General features: G+C 49.4%; 11 protein-coding genes and 1 pseudogene. 3 read left to right on the forward strand and 9 right to left on the reverse strand.

The genetic code is table 11. From position 1 onward, the window contains the following. Positions 1-216: 216 nt before the first annotated feature. Positions 217-855 carry a Crp/Fnr family transcriptional regulator gene (locus Q0620_RS06510; RefSeq protein ID WP_005871915.1) on the reverse strand — a complete coding sequence of 213 codons (639 nt, stop codon included), beginning with the start codon at positions 853-855 and terminating at the stop codon, positions 217-219. Between the two features lie 355 nt (positions 856-1,210). Here Q0620_RS06510 and Q0620_RS06515 point away from each other — a divergent pair, with 355 nt between their 5' ends. The 3 genes from Q0620_RS06515 to Q0620_RS06525 all read left to right on the forward strand — a co-directional run bounded on the left by Q0620_RS06515 (position 1,211) and on the right by Q0620_RS06525 (position 4,517). Then, a complete protein-coding gene (locus tag Q0620_RS06515; protein WP_298783887.1) occupies positions 1,211-2,041 on the forward strand; it encodes a class I SAM-dependent methyltransferase in 831 nt (276 codons plus the stop codon). Positions 2,042-2,269: 228 nt separating this feature from the next. Next, a complete protein-coding gene (locus Q0620_RS06520; RefSeq protein ID WP_298783889.1) occupies positions 2,270-3,682 on the forward strand; it encodes a sodium:alanine symporter family protein in 1,413 nt (470 codons plus the stop codon). Positions 3,683-3,806: 124 nt separating this feature from the next. Then, the gene (locus Q0620_RS06525; RefSeq protein ID WP_298783891.1) at positions 3,807-4,517 is read left to right on the forward strand and encodes an MOSC domain-containing protein; all 711 of its coding nucleotides are present in this window, start codon (positions 3,807-3,809) and stop codon (positions 4,515-4,517) included. A 799-nt stretch (positions 4,518-5,316) separates the two neighbouring features. Here the strand turns inward: Q0620_RS06525 and Q0620_RS06530 are convergent. From Q0620_RS06530 to Q0620_RS06565, 8 genes and pseudogenes are all read right to left on the reverse strand, one after another. Further along, positions 5,317-6,327, reverse strand: coding sequence for a hypothetical protein (locus tag Q0620_RS06530; RefSeq protein WP_298783893.1), 1,011 nt, complete (start codon positions 6,325-6,327; stop codon positions 5,317-5,319). Positions 6,328-6,366: 39 nt separating this feature from the next. Continuing rightward, entirely contained in the window at positions 6,367-6,924 is a 558-nt protein-coding gene (locus tag Q0620_RS06535) for a hypothetical protein (protein ID WP_298783895.1), read from the reverse strand. A gap of 214 nt (positions 6,925-7,138) precedes the next feature. Further along, complete coding sequence (locus Q0620_RS06540) at positions 7,139-7,513, reverse strand: RidA family protein (RefSeq protein ID WP_298783897.1); 375 nt, start codon at positions 7,511-7,513, stop codon at positions 7,139-7,141. A gap of 1,334 nt (positions 7,514-8,847) precedes the next feature. After that, positions 8,848-9,609, reverse strand: coding sequence for a TSUP family transporter (locus Q0620_RS06545; RefSeq protein ID WP_297897422.1), 762 nt, complete (start codon positions 9,607-9,609; stop codon positions 8,848-8,850). A 236-nt stretch (positions 9,610-9,845) separates the two neighbouring features. After that, positions 9,846-9,971: a hypothetical protein gene (locus Q0620_RS06550; RefSeq protein WP_297963894.1), complete on the reverse strand. Its 126-nt coding sequence runs from the start codon at positions 9,969-9,971 to the stop codon at positions 9,846-9,848. Between the two features lie 109 nt (positions 9,972-10,080). Beyond that, on the reverse strand, positions 10,081-10,869 hold the full coding sequence (locus Q0620_RS06555; protein WP_298783900.1) for a TIGR02757 family protein: 789 nt from the start codon (positions 10,867-10,869) through the stop codon (positions 10,081-10,083). Then, positions 10,866-12,017 (reverse strand): RsmD family RNA methyltransferase, encoded by a 1,152-nt coding sequence (locus Q0620_RS06560; protein ID WP_366125030.1) that lies wholly within the window; start codon positions 12,015-12,017, stop codon positions 10,866-10,868. The genes Q0620_RS06555 and Q0620_RS06560 overlap by 4 nt, the downstream gene beginning before the upstream one ends. Beyond that, positions 12,006-12,255: pseudogene (locus Q0620_RS06565) on the reverse strand (RsmD family RNA methyltransferase); the annotation flags it as partial. The pseudogene Q0620_RS06565 and the gene Q0620_RS06560, both read right to left, overlap by 12 nt.

Here is a 12,255-nt window from a genome sequence, read left to right on the forward strand (position 1 = left end):
AATGAAAGAGATATAACATTTATTTTATTGAGGCATAAAAAATGAAGAAAAAAATAAAAGAACATTATGCCTTATACTGAATATATCAAGAAAAACTCTTGATAAAAATTTTGCGCTGTAAATCTAGGCAAAATTTTGCGCCGTAACTTTAGACAAAATTTCGCGCTTAAGCCGTAACGTAAGCCGCATAAATGCTTTAAAAACTCTAGCCCGAGCCTAAACACAGTAGCTAAGCAATCTGTCGTAGTCCAGGATCAAAAACTCGTGCTGACTGATTTTTTGAATTACGTTATCTTTTACAAGCTCGTTAAACGCGGTACTCGCGCTTTGACGCTTGAGCCCTACGAAGGATGAAAGCACCTTTAGCGAAAATGGCAAAAAGACGTATTTGTAGCCATTTTGATGAAAATTCTGCTCGTTTGCAAGCTCGATCAAAAAGCTCGCGATGCGCCCTTTTGCATTTTCAAAAAGTATAGAGCGTGTGATTTTGCGCTGCAGCAGAATTATCTCTGTTAAAATTTTTATATATGCCTCGCAAAAGCTGCGATTTGCCAAGATCTCCCCTAGTCCGCTCGCATCGATCGTGTAAATTTCGCTGTCCTCTAAAAACTCAAGCGCGCAAATTTCATTAAGAATGGTAATATTGTCCTTATTTAGGTAGTTGATGATGAATTCCTCGCCGTCTTCAAAAAACGAAAGCTTCGCCTGTCCACTTTTAAAAATAAAAACTTTAGGCGCCTCGCTATAAAAAACATAGCCTTTTTTGATGACTTGGTGCTCGAACATTGCAAGCTCCTCGTCGCTAAGCGTGGCGATAGCCTCGGTTTGCAGTAGTCCCAGCCGCGATTTTTCCATATAACCTCCAAAAGCTAAGAATTATACAATGAAATATTTAGACAAAGATAAAGCTGCGCGGATTAAATTTACCATCCGCACTATGGCTGCGCATCTAGGTCGCCTAAGCTAATAAATTTTATAGCTTTTAAAATTCTAAATTTCGCCCGCGCTTTGCATCGCGTAAAATTTCAAAAATTTATTGAAGCTTTACGCGACAATATTATAGTCAAAACCCGCGGCGCGAATTTAAAATTCTGTCTCTAAATAAAAATTCATATCATTTCATTGTAATTTTATTTAGCAAGGATATAATAATGCATATTAAAAATAAGCGGTATTTTGCTCGCAACGATACCGCAAGAAAGGGAGCCTTATGCAAAAGTTAAATTTTAAAGATAACGTCTCCGAGACGCTGCTAATCAACGTCTATATGCGCCATCTGGATTTCAAAGACGCGGATCCGATCCTAAACGATCCCTTTTCAAGCGCCGTCGTAGAGCAGATCGATTATGATTTTGCGAAATTTAACGACGCGCGCCTTAGCAAGACGGGCACGGTGATCCGCGCGAAATTTTTCGACGACGAGACGCTGCGACTCGCGGCGGAGTTCGACCGCCCTATCATCGTACAACTTGGCGCAGGGCTCGACACCCGCCCGCTTAGGCTCCAGCACGCCCTACCGAGCGCCCTATTTTACGATCTCGACCTGCCCGACGTCATCGCCATGCGCGACGCACTGCTGCCCAAAGCAAAGAACAATTTCAGCCTGCCCTACTCGATGCTAGACCTTTCGTGGATGGACGAGCTGGCCGCAAAGCACGGTAGCGCGGGCTATATATTCATCTTAGAGGGCGTGAGTATGTATTTTGAAAAGGAGGAATTTAAAAAATTTTTTATCGCGCTTTCGCAAAAATTTAGCGGCTACGTGCTGAGCGACTTTATGAGCGAGTTTTCGGTTAGGAAATTCGACTCTAGGCGCCATGACGCGATGCGACACATGCAAAACGCGCCCTTTAAAATGGGCATTAGCGGCGGCGCAGAGGTGCAGAGCTGGGATAGTGCGCATATCTGCTTCGCCAAAGAGGCTGCAATGCTGAAAATGTATAAAAGCCACTGGAGCCTCAAAGGGCGCCTATTTAGCCTGATTCCCGCCTATTGTAACGCTTGCAAGATGTTCGTTTTCAAAATCGGCGGTGATGAATAGGCTTAAAAATTTCAGTTGATTGCTTTTCAAATTTCGACAGCTAAGGCGCGAATTCTAAGCTGCTTATCTGGCAAGCTGGCATGCAGAGCAAACGGCATATACTGCTTTGCTTAATGCTTGAGTAAAATTATAAAAACGCTTTAAAATTTCGCTTAAATTTACCTCGATTTATAGGAATTTAAGAGTTTTTAAAATATATTTTCGCATCTTAAATTCACGGAAAAGATCATGCAAAATTTTCTCGACAAACTCACCGCCACAATTGACGCAATCAACTCCTTTTTGTGGGGTCCGTACTTTCTAATCGCCCTACTTTGCGGCACCGGCGCGTATTTTACGGCGCGCTTGCATTTAGTGCAAATTTTTAAATTTAAAATGGGCGCGCGCAAGCTTTTCGGCAACTTCTCCCTGCACGGCGAGGCTGCGGGTAAAAGCGGCATGAGCTCGTTCCAAGCCGTCGCCACGGCGATCGCGGCGCAAGTCGGCACGGGCAACCTGGTAGGCGCCAGCACCGCATTAGTGATGGGCGGGCCGGGCGCGATATTTTGGATGTGGTGCGCGGCATTTTTGGGCATGGCGACGAACTTTGCAGAGATCTGCCTGGCTCAAATTTACCGCACCAAGGACGACAGCGGACATATGATCGGAGGGCCCGCGTTTTACATCAGCCGCGGACTCAAAAGCCCCTTTGCCAAGCCTTTAGCGGCGTTTTTTGCGCTAGCCATCATCTTTGCTCTGGGCTTCATGGGTAATATGGTGCAGGCAAACTCCATCTCAGACGGCTTTAGCGGCGCATTCGGGATTCCAAAGTGGGTGAGCGGCGCGGCCTTAGCACTCATCTGCTGCGTCATCTTTTTCGGCGGCGTCAAAGCGATCGCGCGCGTAGCCGAAAAGGTCGTGCCACTAATGGCGATCTGCTACGTGCTGGTGGGTCTCGTCATCATCGGCTCAAATTTCGATAAAGTTCCATCCGTCATCGCGCTGATATTCAAAGCCGCGTTCGATCCATCGGCTGCCTGGGGCGGCGCTACGGGCGCTACGATCGCCACTGCGATGAGATACGGCATCGCGCGCGGGCTCTTTTCAAACGAAGCGGGCATGGGCTCGACGCCGCACGCACACGCCGCAGCGAACGTCAAACACCCCGTAGATCAAGCCGTACTCGGCATAATGGGCGTTTTTGTCGATACATTCATCGTGCTTAACATCACCGTTTTCGTCGTGCTTAGCACCGACGTAGTCGCCTTCGAAAACGGCAAGGCGGTATTTTCGGGTATCTCGCTGGTGCAGGAGGCCTTCGGATCGCAAATTTTGGGTCGCAGTGGCGGCTACGGCTTCGTAGCGATCTGCCTGTTTTTCTTCGCATTTACCACGATTTTGGGCTGGTATTACTTCGCCGAGATCAACGTGCGATACCTCCTAGGCGCAAAATTCGTCAAGCTCTTGCAAATTTTAGTCGTCGCATTCGTATTTATAGGAAGCGTGCAAAAGATCGACCTCGTCTGGGGGCTAGCCGATATGTTTAACGGACTGATGGTGATCCCCAACTTAATCGCGATCATCCTGCTTAGCCCCGTCGTCGTGCGGCTTTTGAGCGACTTTAACGACGGCAAAAGCTACGACGCGAACGACTACAAATGACGCCGCGCGCTAAATTTCAAGCCCGCACTTGGAATTTAGCGCAAAATCGTCGCAAAATTTAGAATTTTAAAATTCTTTTCGAGCTAAAATTCTTGCCTAAAATTTTATGATCTAAGGAGAACGGATGCATAATTTTAAGGAGCGAAAAATGCCCGTTTTAAAGGCATTGCTGACCGGGCAACCGCGCGCTTACGGTGACGAGCGCGCTACGCAGCCTCTAAAAAGGCGTTGGGAGACGGCGATTTTTAAGCAAGCTAGAGCGGGTGAAGTGCGCGCGAACGAGCTTGGGTTCGAGGGTGACGCGGTAGCCGACACGCTGCATCACGGCGGAGAGGAAAAGGCGATTTTTGCCAACTCGCTGCAAAATTACGCCGCGTGGGAGAGGTTTTTGGGGCTTAAAAATCTAGCCTACGGCGCAATGGGCGAAAACCTCACGATCAGCGGACTACACGAGCAAAATGTCTGCATCGGCGATGTGCACCGCATAGGCTCGCTGTTGCTGCAAGTAAGCCAGCCGCGCAAGCCTTGCTACAAGCTCTCGATGCGCTGGGGTAATGCGGAGATGACGGCGGAGATCGCGCGCAGCGGGCTTACCGGCTGGTACTACCGCGTGCTGGAGGCTGGCTCGTGCCGCGCGGGCGACGAGATCTACGTCGTAGAGCGCGACCCCGCTGCGATGAGCATAATGGAGCTTAACCGTCTATTTTACGGCGAGCGTATCGATGAAGGGCTGTTAGCAAAATTTAACCTACTTACGACGCTTACGCCAAAATGGCGCGAGGATATGCGCCGCAAGCTAGAAGGCAGCTACGACGACGGCTTTATGCGGCTATGAAATTTAGCCTCGAAGCGGCGTTTTAAAACAGCAAAGCAACGCCGCGCCTTGTTGTTTTAAAACACACTCTTGGCGCGGATTTCAAAATACTTTCCAAGCCGCCGATGCTAAGTTTCAAGACACTTCTTGGCTACTCAATATCGGCTCGCAAAAAATACTTTTTTGATGTGAGCCCTAAATTCAGGCTAAATTTCAAAACCGAAATTTTAATTTAATCCGCGCCGCACGCGCGCAAACGCGATCTGTTCTCTTGCCCTATTTTATGACATGATACAGCTACAAACGGAATTAAAGACGCAAATTTAACCGCGCTTAGAATTTAATCTTTTATGAAATCTAAATTTAGCCGCACATTCAAAGCCGCGCGCGCCGCTCTTTGTAAATTTTAAAATTTAAAAGCGGTAAATTCAACCCCCTTGCTACGCAGCGATTTTTTCCAAAATCAAAAAGCGAACTATTTTTACTCGCGCAACACACTCATCTCGCACATTTAGCGGCATGGCTCTTACGCTGCAAACGAGCTTCCTCAAAGCTTGTAACGCGCACCAAATTAGACATGTCAGATGCTTCGCCAAGCGCCTTTCAAAGCCTTATAGCGCTCGATATAAGTAGAATTTTGCGTGGAATTTTGCGCGGCGCGGCAACAATTACGACCTTTAAGAGTGCACACCGCAGCTCAAAAGCCTATTTTAGCTTTTTAAACTTTCTATAACTTCCCCCGGCGCAAGCAAGCCACCGCTCAAAGACCTATTTTAGCTTTTTAAACCGCACCCGTATGGCTCAAAGTCCATTCCTGCGCTCACTCCACTATCGCAATCCTCGCATCCGCGCAGGCTTTTCGCGCCTTTTTGGATATGCCGATGCCGGTCGTCTCGATCTTTTTAAGATTAATGAAGGGCGCAAGCTCCGCGGCATCGATATTTTTGATGTCGAAAAGCTCGTCCTCGCCGTCCCAATCAGGCGCGATTTGCAGGTAAATTTCATCTCCGCCGTCAAGATAGAGTTCGCTCACCTGCTCCGCCAAATCCGCAGGGACCGGATAGTCCTTGAACCACTTTTTGGCTTGCGGCAGCGCGCCGAAGTCCGCGTACGGATCGATGCCGCGCTCCTCGCAGTACTCAAACACGTCAAATTTGGGCTGTAGCAGGGCTTTTTCATACATCAGCTCGTTCATCACGGCGATTTTGAAATTGAAATTTTTAAACGCTAGCGTCTCGCCGACCGCGCGCGGAAGCTTAAATTTATCGCTCGGCTTTCGCTTTAGCTTTTTCTCTTTTTGATTGATGCAGACACGCCCTATCGGCATTTTCGCAGCTCGCACGATGTCTGCGATCTCGTCGGTGTCGCGCTTAGCGAAGCGTTCGGCGAAGTCCATCGCGCCTATGCGCTCCTGCACGGCCTGCGCGAGAGCTAGCGAGACTTCAAATTTGCCCAGGCTAAGCTCCAAAAATATATATGCACCGCGCAGCTCCTGCTCTGGCACGGCCTCAAGCGGCGGTCTGCCCTCAAGCGTGAATGCGCCGCCGTAGAGCTTGCGCGGAACCTCGTGCTGCACGCCCTTTGCGACCTCAAGCATCAAATTTATCTCGGAAAGCTTAGGTTCTGCGAGCTCGTCTGCGCGCACGAACGCGAAAATCCCAGCCTCATCCCAAAAATAGCGGCTTTTGCCATCTCCGTCATCGATCACGCGCGGCTGCCCCAAGGCTTCGTTAAGCTTAGCCAGATCAAACTCACAGTTTACGCCGCCGATGAAAATGCCGTCCGGGAGCACGTCGACGTCAAATTTATCCTTTTTAAAAATGTCTAACATTCCCATTTCGCCTCTACTGATTTTGCCTTAAATTTCATTTTAAAATTTTTCCAAAAACCCGTAAAAATCGTCCGCAAAAAGCCTATCCTCACCCTGCGCGTAGTCGCGCACATAGACCTTGTATTCGCACGACGCATCGTCTGCCGCTTCGCTCATTGTCGCGCCCGCCGCATTGGCATTTATATCGCGCACTGTCTCGCCCGCAGCTTCGCCGCTAGTACTCTCCGCCGTCTTGCCGCGCGCCGTATTCGGCGAGCCGTCCGCTATGTCGCTTGCGGGCGAAATTTTAAAATAATACTCCTCGTCCTCGAGCTGCAAAAACACGAGCTCGTCCGCGGCGAATAGCCCGTTTTTCAGATTTACCTCATACGTGTAGCAGATGCCCTCATCGGCACTATCCGCAAACTCGGGCGGCGCGATCGTTTTTAGCTCCGTCCCCGCCGCGCTCACGCTAGCGTATCTTAGCAGCATCTGCTTATAGCTCGCAGGCAGCGCGAAACCGAGCCGCCGCTGCGCCTGCGCGATCCACGCAGGCTCTATGTCGCTGCGCCCCACGGCCGTGATATTTTTAGATTTTTGAATAAGCTCTTCTATCATTTTAATCCCATTTTGAGCGAGAAATTTTAACGCCTTAGCGCACCATACGCGCTGTTTGCATAAACCCGCGAGCATTTGGCGCGGCTTTGAAAATCTAAATTTAAAAGCTCGCGCAGCTACAAAACCAAAGCGAGCCGTTTAAATTTCGAGCAGCCCGCGTCTAAATTTAACCGCAAACGCGCACTCGTAGTGCCTCGGCGATCAAAATTTAACGTTACTTAGCCAGCGCTATTACTTCGATCTCCACAAGCGCCCCCTTGGGGAGTTTGGCGACCTGCACCGTGCTACGAGCCGGCTTGTGCTCGCCGAACGCCGCTGCGTATATCTCGTTCACCGCGGCAAAATCGCCCATATCGGCTAGGAAAATCGTCGTTTTGACGGCATCTTGCAGCGTAGCGCCCGCTTCTTTCAGGATCGCGGCGAGGTTTTGCAAAACCTGCCTGCTCTGCGCCTCCACGCCGCCCGCGACGAACTCGCCGTCGGGCTTAAGCGCGATCTGCCCCGAGGTAAAGATGAGCCCGCCCGCCTTGATCGCCTGAGAGTACGGCCCGATGGCCTGCGCCGCATCGGGAGTCGAGATGATCTGCATGTAAAATCCTTTGTAAAAAATTTCGCCCATTTTATCGCAAAATATTTTAGCATTGCTTTAGGCGGCGGAATTTTGCGGGCGAGGTTGCGGGTGCAGAGGGTACGACGGTGCAGCTAAAATTAATTGGCGGAAAGGCGGCGGCGCGGTAAAGTTAATAAGCGCGCGGGGCGGCTAAATTTCGGCGGGTGAGGCGAAACAGATACGCGGCAATGCGACAAATTAAATGGCATGGATAGGCAAAATTTCGCCTACATTAGCAGAATGAAACGGCAGACGCGGCAATGCGGTTAAATTTATCGTGCAAATACAGCGGACAATATGGCTAGAAGCTAGCGCGAAATAGCGAGCCGCGGCGGCGAAACGGCAAATTTAAAAGAGCTAACAGGCGCAACAAAACAGAGTGTGAAAGTGCGGCCAAATTTAATATATACGGGCACGGCGGCGAATCTGCACAGCAAATGGTTAAACTGTCTGCACGAGCGCAGGGCGAGTAAAACGGCTCGCTAACGGTAGCGTGTATTTTAAAAAGCGAGTAAGCGGGAAAGAGGCGTGCACGACGGTGCCTGATTAAATTTCATCAATATGAGCACGATAACGTCGCGCGCTCGGCAATACGACGACTCTATCGGCGGCGGGCAGGCCGTATGAATGCATGGCGATACGACGAAATAGATATACGGGTGGTGCGGTGGAATTTAACTGGCGCGAATGGGCGAAATTTCACTGAAGTCGTTACGGCAGTAAATTAAATTCCTTGCGGTAGCAAGATTATCAATGTCTCGACCGGCAAAATCAAACCGCCCATGGTAGTGATACGGGCGGCGGGGCGGTAAAAGCAGCGCCAAAATCGCTACCATCGCAGCAGAAAGAACAGCGCCGTCATAAAAAATCAGTGCGACACCGCGCAACGCAATTAAAATCCTCGCAGTAGCAAGCGCGGCAACGAAGTCGTCGATGTAGCGGAGCAAAATCGACGATATCGAAACAACAAAATCAAGACCTCACGACAAGCGAGACCTCCGACGTAACGCCAATAGAATCAACATCGCAGCAGCGGGAAATTAGCATAGTCGCGACAAGATCAGCGCGAAGCTACGATATAATCGACGCTGCAGTAGTAAATTGGCAGTGTCGCAGTAAATTTGGTGCGACACTGCGGCAAGATGGCACCGCAGCAGTGAAATCGACACTGTCGCGGCAGCAAGATCAGCGTCATTGCGGCAAATCGGCGAGGGCTCATAAAATTTTATGCGAAATTTTATACGAAATTCTGTATAAAATTTTATGATTTTGGCTTGAAATTAACTTGCGATCAGCCCTCAACCGGTCTGTAATTAATTTGCAATCAGTCCGTAAAGTAGCTTTAAAATCGTGGCGGCAACGACGAGCAGAAGCATCTTGCGGACAAATTTCACGTCGCATCTCATCACGAGGCTTGAGCCTGCGAAGCTGCCCGCGATCTGTCCGACCGCCATCACCGCTCCAACGAGCCATAAAATCTGCCCGCCGATGATAAAAACGCCCAAAGAGACGATGTTTGAGGTGAAATTTAAAACCTTCGTGTGTGCGACCGCCTTTTTCATATAAAGCCCTAAAATTCCAACCAGCGCAAACGTCCAAAACGAACCCGTACCCGGGCCGAAAAATCCGTCGTAAAACCCTAAAACAAGCCCAAAAATCGCGTAAAAGCTCTTTTTTGACATCTTGGGTTTGGCGGGCGCTTCGCCTAGGTTCGGCGAAAAAATCATATAAAAGAAAAGCGCCAGCAGCAGGATCGGAATGAGGTAGTTTAGGAATTTCGCATCGATTAGAAGCAGGACATAAGCGCCGACGAGCCCGCCTACGAACGTAAAAATCACGCCGCGCAGGATCTCCGCCGCATCGACGTAGCCCTTGCGGATGAAATTTAAAGCGGCGGTGAAGCTTCCGAAGCTGCCTTGAAATCTATTTGTGGCGATCGCTACATGCGGCGGAACACCCACGGCAAGCAGCGCAGGCAGCGAAATCAACCCGCCGCCGCCTGCGATCGAGTCGATAAATCCGCCGAAAAATGCCGCCGCAAAAAGCACCGCAAACTGCCAAAGCTCAAGCTCCATTTTTATCCTTTTCTCAAATCACACAGGCAATCGCTATGAACGCCCGTCAAAATTCCGCGCAATTTTATAAAATTTCGCAGAATTTTAGCAGATTTTGCCGCATGACTCCCGCTTAAATTTTATAAAATTTGTCGCGTGATTGCCGTTTTAGTGCCATGCAATTTATCGCGTCGCGCACGAGCTGCAAAATTTCATAAAATTTAAGTAGCACAAGGCTGTGGAATTTTACCCAAATTCTACAAGACAGCCCTATAAATTTCGCGCAGCTCTCCGTGAAATTTGCAGAATTCTATGAAGCGATCTTTTGCCGAAATTCTATAAAATTTTGGCGCGCTGTACTCAAGACGCATGGCAAAATCCATAAAGTCAGCCCTACTTATGCGGCAGCACAGCGCAAAATTCCGCCGTACACCCGCTCCAAAGCTTCATAAAATTTCATCGCCCCGCTCGTATCAGATAAAATTTCGCCAATTATTCCGTAGTTTTGTCGGGGCTCGCGCTTAGTTCGGGTAAAATTTTATCTATCTCGCCGCTCTGTCCGAGGCGATACAGCGCGAAGTCGTATTTGATAGGGTCGCTCGGATCGAAGCGTCCTAAGCTTTGCGTAAGCTGCAAAACCGCCTCAAAATCGTAACTCTTGCGATCGATCAGCCCAAGCTTAAGCGAAACTTTATGCGTATGGGTATCGAGCGGGATGAGAAGGCGCGATTTTTCGATCTTTTTGTACAGCCCCAGATCGATGTCGCTGTCGCGCACCGCCCAGCGCAGGAAAAGATTGTAGCGCTTATACGGCGACGTGGGCTTTTGCGCGAAGCCGCGCCCGAAAAAAAACTCATACCCCGGGCTGCGGTAGGGATTTAATCTGTAGATCTCGCCGATTAAAAAATTTATCCCATCCTCGATCCGTCCGCTTTTTTGCATACCGCGAAGCACGCTCTCCTCGATGCTAAGGCTGTTTTTAAGCCGCTTTAAAGTTATAAAAATTTCAGCGACGTCGCGCGAGCTTTGAAATCTATATTTTTTGCCCGCAAGCTCCGCTCTCATGCGCTCATCGCTCCCATCTAAAAGCGAAAAATCAAGCGAGCGAAGGAATTTTAAAATTTGAGCCGCGTTACCGTAAGCAAACAGCGCGCAGATGAGCGCTACGACGTCGTTTCTATGTCCCTTTGCGACCTGCAGCGGATCGGGCGCGCCGAAAAGATCCGCGTCGCAATTTTTCAAATCGGCGTAGTAATCCAAAATCTGCTTTAAATTTTTCATCTTGCGTAATAACTCATCGTCGTAGCGCCGAATTTTCGCGATTTAAGCAGCGCGAAATCGCCGATTTTAGGCGGCAGCTCAAGCTCGCTCATATGTTCAATCGCGATTAGCAGCTCGCACTGCGCGGAGCCCAGGCGCACTATCAGCGCCAGCACCCGCTCGTAAATACCGCCAAAGCCCTGCCTGATCGCAAACGGCGGGTCCAGATATACAAACACTCTGCGCGCAGGATCAGATATGGAATTTGCGGTATGGCTTTCGCTAGAATTTACGGCAAAGTATTCGCCTAAACCGCATGCTAAATTTTCACGGGAGTTGGCGGCGAAATTTTTTCCTGAACCACGGGTTAAATTTACGTTTGGGCGTGAATTTTCTCTGCACTTGGGGCTAAATTTGCCGTCAGAATTCTCAGCAGAATTTTTTCTTGAATCATAGATGAAATTTGCGCTTGAATGTAAACTTTCTCCGCAACTAGTGCTAAAATTTTCGCCTAAATTTAAAATTTCTTTCTCTTCGCAACTCGCGCCTAAGCCCGTACTGCGATTTGCGTCAAAATTAGAGCTCTCGCCGCATTTTGAGCTTAAATTTAAGTTGCAATTAGCGGTCTCGGTGCCGCTTGCATCGTATTGCGAAGCGCAGTTATCGTCAAACTTTTCGCTAAAGCTCACAGCGTCCGCAGCTAGCGAATTCACGCAGTATTTTATACTAGAAGCACCCGCATAATCGCCAATCTGAGCACAACCGCCAAAGCTCTCCATGCCTGCGCAATCAGCATTTGTACCGCTCTGCGCGCCATTTTGCGCGCTGTCAAGCACACTACTTCGCGTGCCGCATTTAGCTAAATTTTTTACGCCGCTTTGCGTGCCACCTTCCGCTTCTACGCTTTGCGCGACGCGGTATCCGTCCTCGCCCTGCTCTACGCTACTAAAGTTTTTGCGACAACCCTCTTTTTCGCTGCTTGAATTTTTACAGCAGGCGTCGTCATCGGCATGGTTTTTGAAATTTTTGCCGCTTAAATTTAACAAATTCCCGCACGAGCATCCGTTCGTGCCCGCTTGCAGCTCGTGCAAAATTTCGGGCAGTCGTTCGAAGCAATCACCCAAAATCGCGTTTGCGCCGAGTCCGAAAAGCTCGAAATTTTTCCGCATTATCTTATGCGCGGCGACGTCCTTTTCGATCGCATAAACGTTTTTTGCGCCGTTGCTTAGCGCTTCAAGCGCCATCGCGCCGCTACCGCCGAAGCACTCGATAAACGTCGCGCCGCGCAACCCCGCTCGCCACGTATCGAAAAACGAGCCCTTTACGATGCTTTTCGTGCTGCGCGTGCTCGAAAGCGCGGGCAGAGCGAGCTTTTTGCCCCTATAGATGCCGCTTGAAATTTGCGTA

Source organism: uncultured Campylobacter sp., from assembly GCF_938017615.1.
In the GTDB taxonomy this organism is placed as follows: Bacteria; Campylobacterota; Campylobacteria; order Campylobacterales; family Campylobacteraceae; genus Campylobacter_B.